General features: G+C 47.0%; 21 protein-coding genes and 2 tRNA genes. 5 read left to right on the forward strand and 18 right to left on the reverse strand.

The window, feature by feature from the left end:
* Position 1 precedes the first annotated feature (1 nt).
* Positions 2 to 580 (reverse strand): NADPH-dependent F420 reductase, encoded by a 579-nt coding sequence (locus tag PQI28_RS11515; protein ID WP_339963376.1) that lies wholly within the window; start codon positions 578 to 580, stop codon positions 2 to 4.
* 3 nt (positions 581 to 583) lie between these two features.
* Positions 584 to 1,057 carry a hypothetical protein gene (locus PQI28_RS11520; RefSeq protein WP_339963377.1) on the reverse strand — a complete coding sequence of 158 codons (474 nt, stop codon included), beginning with the start codon at positions 1,055 to 1,057 and terminating at the stop codon, positions 584 to 586.
* Between the two features lie 159 nt (positions 1,058 to 1,216).
* Here PQI28_RS11520 and PQI28_RS11525 point away from each other — a divergent pair, with 159 nt between their 5' ends.
* Positions 1,217 to 1,399: a PspC domain-containing protein gene (locus tag PQI28_RS11525; protein ID WP_074032578.1), complete on the forward strand. Its 183-nt coding sequence runs from the start codon at positions 1,217 to 1,219 to the stop codon at positions 1,397 to 1,399.
* 35 nt (positions 1,400 to 1,434) lie between these two features.
* Here the strand turns inward: PQI28_RS11525 and PQI28_RS11530 are convergent, their stop codons facing one another.
* The 6 genes from PQI28_RS11530 to PQI28_RS11555 form a co-directional block, all read right to left on the reverse strand.
* Positions 1,435 to 2,781 (reverse strand): FAD-dependent oxidoreductase, encoded by a 1,347-nt coding sequence (locus PQI28_RS11530; RefSeq protein ID WP_339963379.1) that lies wholly within the window; start codon positions 2,779 to 2,781, stop codon positions 1,435 to 1,437.
* Positions 2,782 to 2,952: 171 nt separating this feature from the next.
* A complete protein-coding gene (locus PQI28_RS11535; RefSeq protein ID WP_339963380.1) occupies positions 2,953 to 3,246 on the reverse strand; it encodes a hypothetical protein in 294 nt (97 codons plus the stop codon).
* A gap of 38 nt (positions 3,247 to 3,284) precedes the next feature.
* Complete coding sequence (locus PQI28_RS11540) at positions 3,285 to 3,578, reverse strand: hypothetical protein (RefSeq protein ID WP_214779874.1); 294 nt, start codon at positions 3,576 to 3,578, stop codon at positions 3,285 to 3,287.
* Positions 3,579 to 3,709: 131 nt separating this feature from the next.
* The gene (gene tatC, locus PQI28_RS11545; RefSeq protein ID WP_214742996.1) at positions 3,710 to 4,498 is read right to left on the reverse strand and encodes a twin-arginine translocase subunit TatC; all 789 of its coding nucleotides are present in this window, start codon (positions 4,496 to 4,498) and stop codon (positions 3,710 to 3,712) included.
* A 3-nt stretch (positions 4,499 to 4,501) separates the two neighbouring features.
* On the reverse strand, positions 4,502 to 4,720 hold the full coding sequence (gene tatA, locus PQI28_RS11550) for a twin-arginine translocase TatA/TatE family subunit (protein ID WP_034770678.1): 219 nt from the start codon (positions 4,718 to 4,720) through the stop codon (positions 4,502 to 4,504).
* A complete protein-coding gene (locus tag PQI28_RS11555; RefSeq protein ID WP_015880579.1) occupies positions 4,720 to 5,376 on the reverse strand; it encodes a redox-sensing transcriptional repressor Rex in 657 nt (218 codons plus the stop codon). Before PQI28_RS11555 ends, tatA begins: the two co-directional genes overlap by 1 nt.
* A 150-nt stretch (positions 5,377 to 5,526) precedes the next feature.
* Here PQI28_RS11555 and PQI28_RS11560 point away from each other — a divergent pair, with 150 nt between their 5' ends.
* Both PQI28_RS11560 and PQI28_RS11565 read left to right on the forward strand, forming a co-directional pair.
* Positions 5,527 to 7,428: an ABC-F family ATP-binding cassette domain-containing protein gene (locus tag PQI28_RS11560; RefSeq protein ID WP_339963384.1), complete on the forward strand. Its 1,902-nt coding sequence runs from the start codon at positions 5,527 to 5,529 to the stop codon at positions 7,426 to 7,428.
* Positions 7,425 to 7,829 (forward strand): hypothetical protein, encoded by a 405-nt coding sequence (locus PQI28_RS11565; protein WP_339963385.1) that lies wholly within the window; start codon positions 7,425 to 7,427, stop codon positions 7,827 to 7,829. The genes PQI28_RS11560 and PQI28_RS11565 overlap by 4 nt, the downstream gene beginning before the upstream one ends.
* A gap of 144 nt (positions 7,830 to 7,973) precedes the next feature.
* Here the strand turns inward: PQI28_RS11565 and PQI28_RS11570 are convergent, their stop codons facing one another.
* The 8 genes from PQI28_RS11570 to PQI28_RS11605 form a co-directional block, all read right to left on the reverse strand.
* On the reverse strand, positions 7,974 to 9,533 hold the full coding sequence (locus tag PQI28_RS11570) for an SIR2 family protein (protein WP_339963386.1): 1,560 nt from the start codon (positions 9,531 to 9,533) through the stop codon (positions 7,974 to 7,976).
* A gap of 135 nt (positions 9,534 to 9,668) precedes the next feature.
* Complete coding sequence (locus PQI28_RS11575; protein WP_339963387.1) at positions 9,669 to 10,235, reverse strand: hypothetical protein; 567 nt, start codon at positions 10,233 to 10,235, stop codon at positions 9,669 to 9,671.
* A gap of 14 nt (positions 10,236 to 10,249) precedes the next feature.
* Positions 10,250 to 11,272, reverse strand: coding sequence for a tRNA (adenosine(37)-N6)-threonylcarbamoyltransferase complex transferase subunit TsaD (gene tsaD, locus PQI28_RS11580; protein WP_274665514.1), 1,023 nt, complete (start codon positions 11,270 to 11,272; stop codon positions 10,250 to 10,252).
* Complete coding sequence (rimI, locus tag PQI28_RS11585; protein ID WP_214761456.1) at positions 11,269 to 11,730, reverse strand: ribosomal protein S18-alanine N-acetyltransferase; 462 nt, start codon at positions 11,728 to 11,730, stop codon at positions 11,269 to 11,271. Before rimI ends, tsaD begins: the two co-directional genes overlap by 4 nt.
* A complete protein-coding gene (gene tsaB, locus PQI28_RS11590; protein ID WP_214697083.1) occupies positions 11,723 to 12,379 on the reverse strand; it encodes a tRNA (adenosine(37)-N6)-threonylcarbamoyltransferase complex dimerization subunit type 1 TsaB in 657 nt (218 codons plus the stop codon). The genes rimI and tsaB overlap by 8 nt, the downstream gene beginning before the upstream one ends.
* A complete protein-coding gene (tsaE, locus tag PQI28_RS11595; protein ID WP_339963388.1) occupies positions 12,376 to 12,825 on the reverse strand; it encodes a tRNA (adenosine(37)-N6)-threonylcarbamoyltransferase complex ATPase subunit type 1 TsaE in 450 nt (149 codons plus the stop codon). Before tsaE ends, tsaB begins: the two co-directional genes overlap by 4 nt.
* A 103-nt stretch (positions 12,826 to 12,928) precedes the next feature.
* Positions 12,929 to 13,005, reverse strand: a tRNA-Met gene (locus tag PQI28_RS11600).
* Between the two features lie 25 nt (positions 13,006 to 13,030).
* Positions 13,031 to 13,107: transfer RNA gene (locus tag PQI28_RS11605), tRNA-Met, on the reverse strand.
* A gap of 138 nt (positions 13,108 to 13,245) precedes the next feature.
* On the opposite strand from PQI28_RS11605, the gene PQI28_RS11610 reads away from it, so the two are divergent.
* Positions 13,246 to 14,028 (forward strand): sporulation protein, encoded by a 783-nt coding sequence (locus tag PQI28_RS11610; protein WP_214748859.1) that lies wholly within the window; start codon positions 13,246 to 13,248, stop codon positions 14,026 to 14,028.
* Here the strand turns inward: PQI28_RS11610 and PQI28_RS11615 are convergent.
* Positions 14,013 to 14,654, reverse strand: a complete 642-nt coding sequence (locus tag PQI28_RS11615) for a uridine kinase family protein (protein WP_339963389.1) — start codon at positions 14,652 to 14,654, stop codon at positions 14,013 to 14,015. The genes PQI28_RS11610 and PQI28_RS11615 overlap by 16 nt on opposite strands.
* 50 nt (positions 14,655 to 14,704) lie before the next feature.
* Here PQI28_RS11615 and PQI28_RS11620 point away from each other — a divergent pair, with 50 nt between their 5' ends.
* Entirely contained in the window at positions 14,705 to 15,082 is a 378-nt protein-coding gene (locus tag PQI28_RS11620; protein WP_339963390.1) for an HIT family protein, read from the forward strand.
* Between the two features lie 9 nt (positions 15,083 to 15,091).
* Here the strand turns inward: PQI28_RS11620 and PQI28_RS11625 are convergent, their stop codons facing one another.
* Positions 15,092 to 16,030: a hypothetical protein gene (locus tag PQI28_RS11625; RefSeq protein WP_339963391.1), complete on the reverse strand. Its 939-nt coding sequence runs from the start codon at positions 16,028 to 16,030 to the stop codon at positions 15,092 to 15,094.
* Between the last annotated feature and the right edge of the window lie 238 nt (positions 16,031 to 16,268).

The following is a 16,268-nucleotide window of genomic DNA, read 5'->3' on the forward strand; positions in this document are numbered from 1 at the left end:
TTCACTGTTCTTTTAAGTAGAATGCGAAGTCCCGTGTCTTCCGTTCTTTCACCGCATAATGAATCCATAGCCACGCTAACCCTTCTAGTTCACGGGCAAGCTTCAACCCATGGAGCGGATGCGTATCGAAGCCGATCTTGTTCGATAGCTCGACGACAAGTCGCACCGCTTCTTCATCATTTCCTGCGACAAACATGACAGAACCATCCGGATTACCTAAATTCTCGACGCCCGTCTGATTGAACGCTTTGACGACTTTCGTATCGGGAACGAGTCGCTGCAAATACTCCGCACCCGACACCCCGTCCGGTCGCTCGACTTCGTTAAACTCGATGGCGATCGGATTCGTCACATCAATCAACACTTTCCCATTCAGTCCATCAAGTGTCGGCAGCAGGTCGACCGCTGCAGCAAATGGTGTACATAGCAGGAGCACATCGCTTGCTGAGGCGACTTCTTGTAACGTCAACGTCCCTTCCCGCTCCGTCCGTGTCCCGTACAGCACCTCATAACCGGCCTGTTCGAATTGCTCCCCGAGCGTGCGACCGACTTTCCCGGCACCTAAGATTCCGAGTTTCATGTCTCACAACTCCTCGTCTGTCCGTGTGACCGTTCCTCCATACTCTACTGCGAGCCCGTCTAAAATCGATGGGTCGAATTCTTCCCCGATGGCCATGACGCCGGTCTGACCTGGTTCGATGTTACCGACCGTCCGTTTGAATGTATCTTGAATACCTTGCATGTGCTTCACGTCTTTCGTACCGCCGATGAGACCACCTGTGAGTGTCCCGAACAGGATTCCGAAAGGACCTCCGAGGATCCCAACCGCCATCCCGATGAGCGCACCTTTCGTCGACTTGTTGACGGGTGCGAGCTGCGCCGCATCCTCAAACGAGAACGCCCCGTTTTCTTCACGCTTGATGACGACCAATTGTTCAAAACCCACGAGCCCATCCGAATGGTACTTTTTCAGCTTACTGAACGCCTGATACGAGATGGCCTCTTCCGGGAACGTGAACGTGACGATGTGATACGGTTGTTTTTCCTTTTTAGCCATGAAAAATTCCTCCTTTAAGGTAGAAAACATGACGCGCACTTACCCTATCCTTTTTCCCCGAGTAACTTGTAAATAATCTACATTAAGAAATCAATCGATGGGGATGTTTATGTACTTATTATGGTAAAATTTTCATATCAACTCATAAGGAGCTTTGCTATGCAACGTACACTTCGTAAGTCCGCGACGGACCGCTCTCTGTCTGGAGTATGCGGTGGGATTGCTGAATACTTTGGTATTTCTTCAATCGGAGTTCGACTCATCTTTTTGATCCTCCCTGGGAGTTTCCTTCTTTATATGATCTTAACGAATTCCATGAAAGATGCACCTCGCTATCTATAAGAAAACGCGAAAGCTGTTCGCTTCCGCGTTTTTTGTTAGGCATTCACTTTGTCTTTCATCGCTTCAAGCGCTCCGCTGTTCAGGAAGTGCCATGGCTTGTTGTAGTGCGGTTGGAAGAAGAAGTCGACATAGGCGAGCTCTTCAATCGTCATCTCGTTTTGAATGGCGAGGGAGAGCGTGTTGACCGCTTGCGTCAAATCCGCTTTCGATAACACTTGTCCACCGACAATACGATGTGTCCCTTTTTCATAGACGAGTTTGAATTCGACTTTCTCTGCGGTCGGCATGAACTCCGGACGATATGCATCCTCGATGACGACACTTTCTACGTCGAGTCCGAATAGGGATGCTGCTTCTTCTGTCAGACCAGACGACGCAATGTTCCAGTCATAGAGTCGAAGTCCTGACGTTCCTTGTGTCCCTTGGTATCGGACACGTGGTTGCATCATATTTTCCGCGACGAGCGTCCCCATACGGACAGCGTTCGTTGCAAGCGGGATGTAGGCATGTGTGCGTGCCGGGTTGTAGTAGACGGCACAGCTGTCCCCTGCCGCAAAGATGTCCGGGTTGCTCGTGCGCATGTACTCATCGACGATGATCGCACCGTTTCGGAGCATATCGACCTGTCCTTCGAGGAGTCCTGTGTTCGGACGGAATCCGACGCAGAGGATCACGAGATCTGCCTCAAATTCACCTTTGTCCGTCACGACATGTGTGACATTTCCATCTGTACCACGGAACGCTTCGACCGTCTGACCGAGCTCAAGGTCGATTCCGCGACTTGTCATGTCCGCTTCTAGTGGATCTGTGAACGACTTGTCGAGATATTTGTTCAAGATGCGGTCGGCACTGTCGATGAATGTAACATGTTTCCCGTATGCTTCGAACGCCTCGACGAGTTCGACTCCGATATAACCCGCCCCGATGACGGCAATCTTCGTCGCATCTGTCGCACGCTCAATGATGCGTTGTGCGTGCGCATAGTTTTTACAGAGCTCGATTCCGTTCATCTCAATTCCCGGAAGTGTTGGGACAATCGGCCATGAACCCGTCGTGACGATCAAGCGGTCATACGTGTCGTGCACGTCTTCCCCTGTCTCGAGATTTTTGGCGTGGACCGTCTTCGCGTCGGCATCAATCGACAAGACATCATGTTTCATGCGCATGGTTGCTCCGAGTTCTTCAAGCTCGCGTGGAGAGGAATAGAACAATTCTTCCGCACGTTGGACGACCCCACCGACATGGAGCGCAATCCCACACGAGAGGAAGCTGACGTTGTCGTTCCGCTCGTAAACGGTGATGTCGAGATTGTCGTGCTTGGCGAGTAAACCTTTGACTGCTGCTGTTCCTGCGTGTGTACATCCGATGACTGCGATTTTCATATGAGTCGTCTCTCCTTTTATGTTAGACAGTACGTTTCATTTTACTTTGTGATAAACATCACATTTACTTCTTGACCTTAGTGTACTATTTCACAATATAAGGTTCAACAACTATGCTCACTATTTCACGTAAAAGTGTCTAAATTTTGAACAGAAAAAATCCGCTCATTCTCATGACCGGACTCGCCGCTTTTTCAATAATAGATTATAGATTATTACAAATAGATGCACGATCAAACCGAAGACGTTCATAGCGAGCCCGACGACCGCCCACCACAATGCTCCCCATCCGTATCCAAGCATCAAACTGCCAACCAATAGCGTATAGCCACTTACGACCAATACTGTATTCAAGATGAATGGAAAAGGCCTTTGTTTCTTCGTTCGAATCATTTGATACGTTGAAATGATGACTCCCAGTGTCAGTCCAAACAGCAATACGAGCAAAATGATAATGTCATTCATCCTTTTTATCTCCTCATAACTTGATTGGAACGACTCTTTCAAGACTCTCCTTCACGTCTACTTTTCACTCTCTGATAAATGACAATGCCAACGTGAAGAATCATACCAAGCACGTACAAGATCAGCCCTAGTGCAAGCCAGCCGATCGCGTCCCAACCACGTACGATTGTCATTCCGACAAAAAAGAAGATATAGCCAGTCACGAGTAGCAACGACGAAACGATGAATTGACGTCGCAATCGAGATTGTATAGAGAAAAATAAGAAAAACAGTAAGATGGTTGTCATCGTGCCTAGCAATATAAAGTCCTCTCCGTTGTACTCCCGAATCATCGTGCATCCTCCCTTACATATGTGCCTCGTTTTATTATAGCATACAAAATGGAAAAATTTCTCAATCGCTCGTATCCTATCATAACAGTATGTCACAACAAAAAAGCATCATTCCACTTACGGAACGATGCTCATTTTTCATTCATCTGTTTCATTAAATCCATCTGTTCTTGCACCATCGCTTCTTTCTCCCGGCGCAACACCCCTTTGTAGGCGACGCGTGAAATCGATAAACTGATTTCATATAGGAAGAAGAGTGGCAATGACACCATAAGGTGCGACGTCAAATCCGGTGGTGTGATGAATGCCGCGACTACGAATAGCGCGAAGTACGCATACTTTCGAATCTTTGATAAGAAGTACGGGGTCACGACACCAATCCGGGTCAAGAACATCGTCACGACCGGCAATTGGAACAATAGACCGAACGGAATCGTCAGTTGCAACAAGAACGTGAAGTAATTGTTCGCCCCGATGATTTGTTCGAGCCCAAGGTCTTGCCCGAGGTCCGTCGAGATATCGAGGACGAGCGGGAATAACCAGTAGTAGGCGAACGCAAGGCCGATCAAGAATAATCCGAAGATGATCGGGATATAAGCGAGCGTACCTTTTCGTTCATTCGGATGCAGACCGGGTGCGACAAACGCCCACACTTGATACAGTAGGAATGGGCTCGCCGCAATCAGGCCGATGATGAGCGCCAAGTTCAAGTAAATCATGAGCGGGTCCGCGACCCCAAAGGCGTTCAGTTCGAGCCCGCGTTCGACGAGATCTTCTTGCAAGTACGCGAGTACATATTTGACACTCGGCAAAGCCATCAAAAAGAAGGCAAAGACGACAAATGCAGATAGCATCAGTCGTCTCCGCAGCTCTGTCAAGTGATCGGTGAGTTCCCGCTCTTGATCAGGTTGATGATTCATGGCTTACTGCTCTTTCTTTTCGATAGCTTTCTTGTCGTTCTCGTCGTGCTCGTTCATCATGCCGTTCGTTGCATTTTTGAACTCACGAAGCGTTTGTCCGGCTGCGCGACCAAACTCCGGTAATTTCTTCGGTCCGAAGATGATGAGCGCGATGATGGCGATGATGAATAGACTCGCCCCACCCGGAATCCCGACGACGAGTGATGATGCTAGTAATTCCATTATTGATGGACCCCCTCAGCGGTTGGATAGTGTTGCATAAAGTAAATGAGTGACTGCAGCTCAATCGACAAATCGATGTGATGGACGCGAACCGTGTCCGGTACGGTAAGTCGTGCCGGTGTGAAGTTCAAGATGCCCTTGATGCCGAAACGGACCAAGTCGTCTGCGACGGACTGCGCATAGGCAGAAGGTACCGTCAAAATCGCGACGTCGATCTTGTTTTGCTTCATAATTTGTTCCATCTCATCGACATGATGAATTGGGACGCCTGACATCGTCGTGCCGACTTTTGTCTCGTCTGCGTCGAACCCGACGACGATATGTGTGTTATTGTTTTTAAGGAAGTTATAGTTGACGAATGCCGTCCCAAGGTGACCGACCCCGACCAAGGCGACATTCGTAATCTCGTCCTGATTCAGTGTCTTTCGGAAAAAGTCTAACAGATACTGCACGTTATAGCCATATCCCTTTTTACCGAGCGCACCGAAGTACGAGAAATCACGGCGAATCGTAGCCGAATCGACCTTGACCGCCTCACTCAGTTCTGCTGAAGAGACACGTTGTTTACCTGACGCGTGCAGGCTTTGAATAAATCGATAGTATAGTGGCAACCGTTTGGCTGTCGCTTGTGGAATCTTTGGTTCGTTTTGACTCAACGGAAAGAGCCTCCTTTTTACGACACGTTACAAACGAATCTGAATTTCATACACCTTGATTGTAAACGAATTCACATGACCACTCAACGAATATACCTAAAATCGCTGAAAAATACAGTATACTAAATAGAGAGAAAGGGGTTTTTTCACTTGATCCTACTGCAAGTCAATAACTTATCCAAATCCTTCGGCGTCGAGCCAATTTTAGAAAACGTCAAACTCGAAATCCAAGAAGGCGAACGCGTCGCCCTCGTCGGCCGAAACGGGGCCGGGAAGTCGACGCTTTTGAAAGTAATCGCCGGTGAATACAACTATGACTCCGGGGACATCATGAAACCAAAAGACGTCACCATCGGCTATCTCGCCCAAGACTCAGGGCTCGAATCCGACGAGACGATCTGGAACGAGATGCTCACCGTCTTCACGGACTTGATCGAGCAAGAGAAGACGCTCCGTCGCATGGAGGCCGACATGGGATCCGAACGGATTCTAAACGACGCCGCTGCGTACGAACGCCTCCTCTCCTCTTACGATGAAGAGCAGCACACGTTCAAAGAGCGCGGCGGTTACCAGTATGAAGCGACGATCCGCTCGGTCCTTCACGGGATGCGCTTCTATCCGGACGACTTCGAGCGCCGGATCGACACGCTCTCTGGTGGACAACGGACACGTCTCGCCTTGGCAAAGATGCTCCTTCAAAGTCCCGACCTGCTCATCTTGGACGAGCCGACGAACCACTTGGACATTGAGACGCTCGCCTGGCTAGAGAAGTATTTGAGCGGCTATAAAGGTGCCGTCCTCATCGTCTCCCACGACCGATACTTCCTCGACCGTGTCGTCTCGGTCGTCTATGAGCTGTCGCGTCACCGGAGCCGTCGCTTCGTCGGGAACTATACGAAGTATCTTGAACAGAAGGCTGCTCTCTACGAACAAGAGAAGAAGCAGTTTGAGTCGCAGCAAGAAGAGATTGCCAAGATGCAGGACTTCATTCAGCGAAACATCGCCCGGGCGACGACGACGAAACGGGCGCAAAGCGTGCGAAAGCGTCTGGAAAAAGTCGACCGTCTCGATGCTCCGGACGGTGACGAACGCAGTGCTGTCCTCTCGTTCTCCATCAAACAACAGAGCGGGAACGATGTGTTGAGCACGAGTGACCTCGCCATCGGGTATGAAGAACCGATCGCCCAAAATCTCCGTTTCCAACTACAGCGCGGGGAATCTGTCGCTCTCGTCGGTCCGAACGGGGTCGGAAAATCGACACTTCTCAAAGTATTGACGAAACAACAAGCCGCCCTCACGGGTGAGATTCGTTACGGAACCGGCGTCGAGATCGGTTATTACGACCAGGAACAACAAAACTTGTCGGACGCGAACCGTGTCATCGACGAGATTTGGAACGACTGGCCGCTCATGCGCGAGCAAGAAGTGCGGAGTCTTCTCGGACAGTTCCTCTTCAGCGGGGATGACGTCATGAAGCGTGTCCATGAACTATCCGGTGGCGAACGTGCACGTCTCACGTTGGCCAAGCTGAAGCTTGAGCAACCGAACCTCCTCATTTTGGACGAGCCGACGAACCACTTGGACCTCGACTCGAAGATGATCTTAGAGAACGCCCTTCTCGACTATCCAGGTACGATTCTCTTCGTCTCGCACGACCGCTACTTCATCGACCGTCTCGCGACGCGTGTGTTAGAAATCACGCCGAACGGCATCGACGAGTATCTCGGTGACTATTCGTACTACGTCGAGAAGAAAGAAGAACTCGAAGAACTCGCGCGACTCGCCCGTGAAGAGACGAAGCAGGTCGTCGTGAAAAAACAGCGTGCCGATAAAGAACAACAACGGGAAGAGCGCCGCATCAAACAGCGCATCGAAGAGATTGAGCTGGCAATCGAGCAACATGAAAATCGCCTCGACGAGATTGAACAGTTGCTTTGTGAGCCGGACGTCTTCAACGACTTCGCCCGTGCCCAGGAGTTGTCGACCGAATCGGACGCAGCGAAAGAATCCATCACCGCACTTTATGCGGAATGGGAGGAACTCCATACATGATGCGTACACGTGCCATGCGAATCGAGTTCATTCAAGCGTTTCTCACGGGACTGGCCTATATCGTACCAACCGGGACCGAGTTCGTATCTGAACTCATCCGCGGGGAGCCAACAATCGTCCCGTCTATTCTTTTTTACTTTTTACCGGTCGTGATCGGCTTCATCATTCAGACGTGGTCAGGGATTCTACTCAGTCTTTTCAGTGGCCTGCTCATGAGCACACTCTTCATCCGTATCGTCGTCTGGCCGGTCGATGTGACGGTTCACACGTTCTATGCACCGGGATCAGTGTGGGCCCACTTTTATGAAGAGACGCTCTTCATGTGGATCCTCGCACTTCTCGTGTTCATCGTGAGCCGCATCAACACGTGGCATCGGGAGAATTATCGACAACCGAAATAATAATATAAAGCCGTTCTCCTCATCAGAGACCGGCTTTATATAAAAATTTTATATTATTTTATCATCTCTATAAATAAAATAAGTAACCTGTGATCACCTCTCAAGTTGGAACTCCATAGTGTACAAAGTCAACAACACTATATTTTATTGTGTTCTCAAACTATCCAGCAAACCGGGTATTTCATTATGTTCTTTTACCCATATTACGTTCAATCCCAATTCTTTAAACTCCGCTTCTTTTAGAGCATGGTATACATTAGAAAATTTAGTCATATTACTATTTTCAGATTCTTCAGAAAAAACATCTCTTTTCAATATTATAAAGTGGTTAGATTGCTCAACATCACTTTGTTTTCTCTTCGCTATCTCTAACAATCGTCTTACATTTGGATCTGTCATCGATACACCAATAAAAAGACATGTTCTTTCTCTAAAATAATTCAATTGAACCAAATTTGCCCAATTATATCCATCTAGCAGTAACTCATGGTATTCTTCCTCAGAGAATACTAAAGTGTTCTTTTGAATCTTAACATCACTTGCTAGTTCATTTTCTGTTGAGGTATCCCTTGGAAGATACCCATGGACATGAAAAATCCCTAATTCATTTCTTAATGGCATATTAGCCTCTTGAAAAACCGGGCGAAAGTTTATTACGCTTTTACTTTTTAACTGTTCTTCAATTAGACTATCAAAATTATATGTGACAATACCTTGAATTCCCACTCCATGTCTTAGTGGTACACTAAGATTAGCAATTGATTCGAGTATAGCCGATTTTTTTCCTTCCTTTTCACAATTCTCATAAAGTACTTCTTTTAACCTATCTTGGAATTTTTCATTTAAACCATTTCGTATAAATCTTACAAGCTGTAATGGACTGCTTCCATTTTTACTTTGAATATCTTTTATTAATTTTTTTTTCTCATCTAGAGATAGTCTTATATGTTTGTGAGGTTCACTCTCATCACTTATTATTTCGTCTAAAAGACTTACTAGTAAATTAGTCATCAAATTATTCCATGTTGGTATTCCCGCATCAAGCGATACTCCGGCTCCTAAAAAAAGTACGAGATTATCCTTATTGAATTGATCCCTCAGTTCTTCTATTTTTCTTTCTCTTACAGAATCTTTCTGGACACTATATGTATGTTTTATATCTAAAGCTTGATTTCTTAACACTGTAGAAAACCTAGGTTCGAACTTAAAATCTTTATGATTGTCTAGAATCTTCTGAACATCATCAATATCCCAAATAACCACATTCAATATAGATTTTTCAACAGAGGTTCTCATTCTCATTTTTGTTGCTAAACTCAGTCCTTTAGAAACAATAATTATTAAATTTTTTATAGATTCATCTGGATATAATGAATTTACTGTATCTATTTTTTCTATTGTTCTACGAACTATATATTTTAGACTTGAAATATTTTTAATTAACTTTATTTCTATCGCAGTTTTCCCTTCGAAACTATCAAAACCATCAGGAGCAAATCCATCTAATCCGCTCACAACTTTGTCGTAGTATTTTATATTCTCAGGCTCTTTAGACGATTGTTCAGAATCTATATATCGATTGACTATAAATTCTTTTTGTTGAGAACTTATATGTAAATTTAGTAATTCAATCATAAATTCTTCATATAGATATCCCGAGTAAACATCCGTATCTAATTTATCTAGAAAGTTTTGAATATTCATTCACTTCACTCCATTACATTTTTTAAATTTCATTTTAGCTATTACTTTAAAAGTACTTATATGTAACTAACGTTGTATATATTCTTTATAAGATAGAAATAACCTTTTGTTCTTTTTAGAACAAAAGGTTATTTGTTAAAAATATCTGAGAGGTTGAAATCCTACCGTATGGAAATCGAGCTTCGTCCCGTCCTCAGCGATAAAGAAGACCGCCTCGTTCGTATCGACGTCACGTGTGAACACTTTATAGAACGTCATCGATTTTTCGTCATTCGTCACATAGCGTGCCTCGTGTGTCGAGATGACTTGAGCGAACAGTTGCTGTTCGTCGAGCTCATCGATCAAATCATCAAACTTCGCAGCCTCTTCTTCTGTTGCCTCGCGACCCCGCTCAATTTCATAGTAAGCATCGCTCGCTTTTGGCTGAACACCGAGATTGCGATCAACGACGATCACACGCTCTGGTTCTTGGTCGATGACACTCGTGTAACCATACAACGACTCGATGAGCGTATTCTCTCCGGTCACACGACCGATACCTTCTAATGACTCTTCTCCAGTCAACGACTTCACTCGTGTCTCTTCTGGCACAATTTCCTCTTGATAGGCGATATTGTAAGCGCGGATGATTTCTCGTACTTGTAAAAACGTCGCGACGACGAGTAGTACGATGAGTCCTCCAATGATGATGCGTTTCGTCATGTCTCTATTTCCCCCTAGACTGTCATGCTCTCTTCTAAGGATAACCCAGGAACCGCATTCATCGCTAGTGTATCGCGCTTCCCGCGCACATACGCGTGATGTGCCGCGACCCCGATCATGCCGGCATTGTCTCCACAAAGATCGAGTGGTGGGATGACAAGTTGAATCCCTTCAGCAGCAGTCGCTTCTTGAAGCGCTGCGCGAAGTCCACGGTTTGCCGCGACACCACCAGCAACAAGCAATTGCTTCGCTCCTTTTTCTTTTACAGCACGAATCGCTTTCTCAACGAGCACTTCGACGACACTTGCTTGAAAACTCGCTGCCAAGTTTTCCGGGATGACCGTCTCCCCACGTTGCTCCGCATTGTGTACGGCGTTGATGACCGATGACTTCAAGCCACTAAAGCTGAAGTCGAAGCTACCCGGTTCGAGACGAACACGTGGGAAGTTGTACGTATCTTCCCCAACCGCTGCCAAGCGGTCAATCGCAGGACCTCCCGGATATGGGAGACTGAGCGTGCGTGCGACTTTATCATACGCTTCACCTGCCGCGTCGTCACGTGTCTCCCCGATGACTTCGAAGACACCGTGTTCTGGCATATAGACGAGTTCTGTATGTCCACCCGAGACAACGAGACAGACGAGTGGGAACTCCATCTCTTCGACGAGTTCGTTCGCGTAAATGTGTCCCGCGATATGATGGACGCCGATAAGCGGTTTTTGATGGGCGAACGACAATGCTTTGGCCGCACTGATGCCGACGAGAAGGGCACCGACGAGACCTGGTCCTTGTGTGACGGCGACCGCATCGACGTCTTCCATCGTCACGCCTGCTTCGCTCAACGCATCATCAATGACATACGTGATCCGCTCCACGTGATGACGAGACGCCACTTCAGGGACGACGCCACCAAATCGTTTATGGCTCTCAATTTGAGAAGAGACGACGTTCGACAAGAGCGTCTTTCCGTCTTTGACGAGCGCAACAGACGTCTCGTCACAGCTCGACTCGATCGAGAGAATCAGTGATGTGTTCATTCTGAGTCACTTCCTAACTTCGCCCAATAAATATAGGCGTCTTCATTATTATCCTGATAGTAGCGTCTTCTTCGTCCCGCTTGCATAAACCCAAACTGTTCATACAGTTTTTGCGCCCCTACGTTCGACACGCGGACTTCTAACGTCAATCCGACAAGCCCCTTTGACTTGGCAAACGCGACAAGTTCCGCTAACAGTTGATTGCCGATCCCTTGTCCACGAAATTCAGGTAAGACGGCAATGTTCGTGATGTGTCCTTCGTCGACGATTTGCCATACTCCGACAAAACCGACGACCCGTTTGTCATGGACCGCGACAAAATAAATAGCCTGTTCATTTCGAAGCATCTCGTTCATGAACGCCTCTTTTGTCCAAGGAATGGAGAACGACGCTTCTTCGACTTTCGTCACTTCTTCGACATCGAGCCACGTCATTCGACGAATTTTAACGTCAGCCATTGTTTTGACCCTCTAACCATTTCGCTTCCGCTTCAGCGAGTCGCAAATACTCTGGCTCAAACGCATGGACATCACTTGTCTCATCGCTAAAGACGACCAAATCACTCGCGCGGCCGTAACGATGTGCAGCCGGTGCTTCGACGTACTCATATTCACTCAACACGTCACGGAACGGTTCGACATCTCCAACGACGAGGAAACGTCCTTGAATATTCAGTCGTAGCCAGTCGGCGACAGACGCATGTTGATCGTGTGTCAGTGCCTTGTTCTGTTGATAATATCCGATATAGGCGTTACCGCGTCGCGCGTCAATTAATGATACGACAGGCAAGTCCGTATTCGGGGCCGCTGCCATGAGTTGAAGGGCAGACACGCCGATTAGTGGAATGTTCAACGTATAAGCAAGTGTCTTCGCCGTCGTCACTCCAATCCGAATCCCCGTGTACGACCCAGGACCTGTCGTAACAACGATGCGTTCGAGCATATTCGGAGTCCATTTCACAGCTGCCATGAGTTGTTCAATCATCGGCATGAGTGTGACCGCATGGTTTTTCGAGACCATGACCGTCGCTTCTGCTTGAATTTCTCCAGCCTCACTTAATGCGACAGATAAACGTGTCGTCGCGGTATCAATCATCAATTGCTTCATGCGAGCACCTCCTTGACGATTTGAACGTAACGCTCACCCGTTGGAGCGAGTGTCAATTTCCGTTCTTCATCACTGACCCGTTCAATCGTAATCGCCAAGCGTTCTTCCGGAAGAGAAGACTCGATCAAGTTCGACCACTCTACGATGGCGACACCGTCACCGTTGATATATTCCTCAAGACCGATGTCATCCCCCGTATCCTCGAGTCGATAGACATCCATATGATAGAGCGGTAAGCGCCCTTTGTATTGTTTCATAATGGTGAAGGTCGGACTGTTGACGTTCCGTGTGACACCGAGTCCTTTTGCGAACCCTTGTGTGAACGTCGTCTTGCCGGCACCAAGGTCACCGTTTAACGTGATGACCGTTCCTGCTTCGACGAGCATGGCCAAACGTTCTGCCACTGCCTGCGTTTCCGCCGCAGAATGCGTAATCAATGTATACATGAATGGTTCTCCTTTTATCACTTCTCATACGTACTCATTGTACACTTCATTTTAAGCAAAAAAAAACACGAAACGCTATCGTTTCGCTATCTCATTTAAAAATTGGTTGCGGGGGCTGGATTTGAACCAACGACCTTCGGGTTATGAGCCCGACGAGCTACCAGACTGCTCCACCCCGCGACGACATATGAAATTAAATAAAAATTGGTTGCGGGGGCCGGATTTGAACCGACGACCTTCGGGTTATGAGCCCGACGAGCTACCAGACTGCTCCACCCCGCGATGGTTTGAATTGTTTCGACATCCTCTATAATAAGTGAGACAGTTATAAAAAGCAACCTTTTTCTCAATGTTTTTTGAAAAATGGAATCGGGAACAGGTATAACAGCATAGAATTTAGAGAAAAGGGGCGCGACCGCCATGTCCAAATGGGGAAACCGATTCAAGAAATGGTTCTTTTCGGAGATCGAAGCCGACATCACGTTTGACCCGGCAGCACTCATTCCGAAGCAGGTAGTGACCGGGACCCTGCACGTATCCAACCCAACGACGACTGTCGTCCGGTTACAAGAACTGACACTCAACTTTTTGACGACATTTAAAGACATCACCATGGAAGGAAATGAATTCAATCGAGAAGCCGACATTCAAGAGATCCCGATTCCACTCACTGTCGTACTAGAACCTGGTGCGAAGGAAGACGTTCCGTTCTCATTCGAATTGACGATGTATGCCCCTTCGTCTGCTGGAGCCCCATACAGCGTAGAGGCGACGTTATGGGACAAGGACATGAAACGTGTCTGGTTTGACGTGATTGAACATATTGAAATCGAACCAATGCCTGAACTGAAACGATTGCTCGACGCAACGGCTCATGCTGGACTTGAACCGATGTTTGTTCGGAACGTGATTGACCCGCTCGGAGAAGAGCGTCCTTATCCGTTCGTCGAAAAGTATGGGTTCAAACCGGTCGGTGAGTGGGCCGATGAGTTTGAGGTCGTCAAATCATTTTGGCGTCTGCATGAAGATGGAATCGACCTCTACTACTGGCTCGACAACATCGAAACACAGCGAACGCTCGAGTCGATGGCGACTGACGTCGAATTGCGCCACCGCTCCCTCACCTGGGAACAACTCGAACGTGAGCAAGAACAGCTCGGTCTCGGCATTCAAGATACGCTACGCAGTCACCGCTCCTCGTGAGCGGTTTTTTCAATTTGAATCATATCCCCACTCGTATTAACGATGGTTCGGAAGTGATGGCGATACGGATGCATGAACAACTCATATTGAAGACGTCGCTCGTCATGCGAGGCGCGTAAGTCATCCATTTCCATTCCACGTTCCTGGATATCACGTTGTGAGCGTCGCTTGAACTCCGTCTCCCCGTCCGTATAAAGATATATCGATTGGTCAAAAGAAGAGAGTTCCAGAAATGCGACACTCATGCCCTCAATAATCGTAATCATTTTTTTCGGGTCAATCCACGTACGTTCTAAATATGAGACATCGATTGTGTAAAAGCCGATTCCTTCTCGAATCATACGAACATCACGCTCGAGTGACAGCAGATGATGCGCAGCTGGATGACAAGTCGTCATCTTATAATGATGAATTTTTCCATTCTGTTCATAGGTGAGGATCGTTTGTTTCCGTAACTGTGAATCGATGATGTATGGATCTGTGTGAAGCAGGTTTATATCACCGAGTCGTTCCCGTAATCTTTCGGCCAATGTCGATTTTCCTGCTGCCCCATGTCCAGAGATACCAATCAGCGTTCGTTGTCCTGTTTGCACATTTTGTACGATTTCATCGATGAGTCGTTCCATGGTTCTCCCCCTTTGGTACACTTAGTATAGAAAGGAAGTGTATCTATCTCATGTCCACTTGTCCATTTTGTCACCCGACACTCGATCCACATCAAACCATTATTGCCGAGAATGACTCTTGTTACTTTCTCATGCATGACCACGAGCAAGATATCCTCGTCGGCTCGGGTGTAATTGTCCCGAAAGCACACCGCGCAACGACATTCGACTTAACGCCTTTAGAGTGGCAACATACATATGAATTACTTCATCAGGCCAAGGAATACCTTAATCAATCATTTCAACCTGACGGATACACACTGGGTTGGAACGTCGGCACGGCATCAAACCAAACCGTTCCTCATGCCCATCTGCACGTCATTCCGCGTTATGAGACAGGTCCTCATGCAGGAAAAGGACTACGGCATTGGCTAAAACGACCGGAGTAAATAAGCAGCTCATCGCGTGAGGATGAGCTGTCTTCTTTTTTCACCAACCTCTTCGAGTCTTTCTCCCAACTGTTCCATTTTTGTCGTCATATGCGTAATCAACTGACTGATTTCCTTATCCAGTCCTTTCACTTGATTTAATGAATCATTGATTCGTCCATGCATCGTCCATTCTGAAAAAATATCATCCAAAAAGTAATCTGCGAACTGAATCAGTGAACCTCGATCGACATGTAATTCCTGTACAATTTCTTGGACGTCTGCCAATTCACGGGAGAAACGTTCCAATGCAGATTGAAGTTCATGCATCGTCTGCTCGGATGCATCTAACGCATCATGTTTCATTGCCGTCGCAAACAACCCTCCTCCGAAGAACGTGTCATACGTCGACCAACCTTTGGCACTGTCTAAATGCTTTAGCGTCTTCGTAATCGTTGCTCGTGCTGCCTTACCCGCAACAATGGCTTCTCGATATTCGATGAAAAGTTCATTCGTCTTAGCTTGTTGATTGGTGAGATCATGTAGGTCTCGACGAACAACTGGGTCTTTTGTGAGGTGTGCCTCTTTCATTTCTAAGAAGGTCTCCCACTCTGTGTCTATGTCTTCATATCCTTCGAGCTGTTCTTGTAAATCTCGATGCTCGAGTGTCAGTTCATCAATCATCTTCTCGTGTTCGCGCAATTTCAGTTCAGCACGAGCAGCTTCTTCTACTTCCTTTATGCGTTGCTCATCAAATGTGCCTCGTAACTTCCGCCACGTATTGACGAGCGAAAAACTTTCAAGATCGTAAACATCGCGCTGTTCTTTCGTAAATGTATTCAACAATTCTTTCCGTATCGCTTCATGTTCCTTTAGCTGTTTTTCAAGTGTCTTTTGTTTGCGGACAAGTCGATCACGCTCGGCGGTACGTTGTTGTAGGTCTAATTGGATTTGCTGAAGATCTTTCATTATGCTTCCCCTCTCGTTTTGTTTCCCCGATGAATCACTGTAAGGAGACATATTATTCATAAAAAAATCCCCTCTTTCTCATATTCACTACGAGGAAAGAAGAGATAAAGTTTCAATGAAACAAAAAAACGACCGAGCGTATGCTCGGTCGTCCTGCGTTGTTGCCTGGCAACGTCCTATCCTCACAGGGGGAGAACCCCCAACTACTTTCGGCGCTGAGACGCTTAACTTCCGTGTT

The organism is Exiguobacterium sp. USCH10, from assembly GCF_037619445.1.
GTDB lineage: Bacteria > Bacillota > Bacilli > Exiguobacteriales > Exiguobacteriaceae > Exiguobacterium > Exiguobacterium aestuarii_A.

What these genes read in the sequence shown, in the direction of transcription:
- PQI28_RS11535 (WP_339963380.1), bottom strand. Translation starts at nt 3,246, where the DNA reads ATGAATGACATTATCATTTTGCTCGTATTGCTGTTTGGACTGACACTG.
- tatA (WP_034770678.1), bottom strand. Translation starts at nt 4,720, where the DNA reads ATGGAATTACTAGCATCATCACTCGTCGTCGGGATTCCGGGTGGGGCG.
- PQI28_RS11565 (WP_339963385.1), top strand. Translation starts at nt 7,425, where the DNA reads ATGATGCGTACACGTGCCATGCGAATCGAGTTCATTCAAGCGTTTCTC.
- PQI28_RS11625 (WP_339963391.1), bottom strand. Translation starts at nt 16,030, where the DNA reads ATGAAAGATCTTCAGCAAATCCAATTAGACCTACAACAACGTACCGCC.
- PQI28_RS11515 (WP_339963376.1), bottom strand. Translation starts at nt 580, where the DNA reads ATGAAACTCGGAATCTTAGGTGCCGGGAAAGTCGGTCGCACGCTCGGG.
- PQI28_RS11525 (WP_074032578.1), top strand. Translation starts at nt 1,217, where the DNA reads ATGCAACGTACACTTCGTAAGTCCGCGACGGACCGCTCTCTGTCTGGA.
- PQI28_RS11530 (WP_339963379.1), bottom strand. Translation starts at nt 2,781, where the DNA reads ATGAAAATCGCAGTCATCGGATGTACACACGCAGGAACAGCAGCAGTC.
- PQI28_RS11520 (WP_339963377.1), bottom strand. Translation starts at nt 1,057, where the DNA reads ATGGCTAAAAAGGAAAAACAACCGTATCACATCGTCACGTTCACGTTC.
- PQI28_RS11570 (WP_339963386.1), bottom strand. Translation starts at nt 9,533, where the DNA reads ATGAATATTCAAAACTTTCTAGATAAATTAGATACGGATGTTTACTCG.
- PQI28_RS11615 (WP_339963389.1), bottom strand. Translation starts at nt 14,654, where the DNA reads ATGGAACGACTCATCGATGAAATCGTACAAAATGTGCAAACAGGACAA.
- PQI28_RS11610 (WP_214748859.1), top strand. Translation starts at nt 13,246, where the DNA reads ATGTCCAAATGGGGAAACCGATTCAAGAAATGGTTCTTTTCGGAGATC.
- PQI28_RS11540 (WP_214779874.1), bottom strand. Translation starts at nt 3,578, where the DNA reads ATGATTCGGGAGTACAACGGAGAGGACTTTATATTGCTAGGCACGATG.
- tsaB (WP_214697083.1), bottom strand. Translation starts at nt 12,379, where the DNA reads ATGAAGCAATTGATGATTGATACCGCGACGACACGTTTATCTGTCGCA.
- tatC (WP_214742996.1), bottom strand. Translation starts at nt 4,498, where the DNA reads ATGAATCATCAACCTGATCAAGAGCGGGAACTCACCGATCACTTGACA.
- PQI28_RS11575 (WP_339963387.1), bottom strand. Translation starts at nt 10,235, where the DNA reads ATGACGAAACGCATCATCATTGGAGGACTCATCGTACTACTCGTCGTC.
- tsaD (WP_274665514.1), bottom strand. Translation starts at nt 11,272, where the DNA reads ATGAACACATCACTGATTCTCTCGATCGAGTCGAGCTGTGACGAGACG.
- tsaE (WP_339963388.1), bottom strand. Translation starts at nt 12,825, where the DNA reads ATGTATACATTGATTACGCATTCTGCGGCGGAAACGCAGGCAGTGGCA.
- PQI28_RS11620 (WP_339963390.1), top strand. Translation starts at nt 14,705, where the DNA reads ATGTCCACTTGTCCATTTTGTCACCCGACACTCGATCCACATCAAACC.
- rimI (WP_214761456.1), bottom strand. Translation starts at nt 11,730, where the DNA reads ATGGCTGACGTTAAAATTCGTCGAATGACGTGGCTCGATGTCGAAGAA.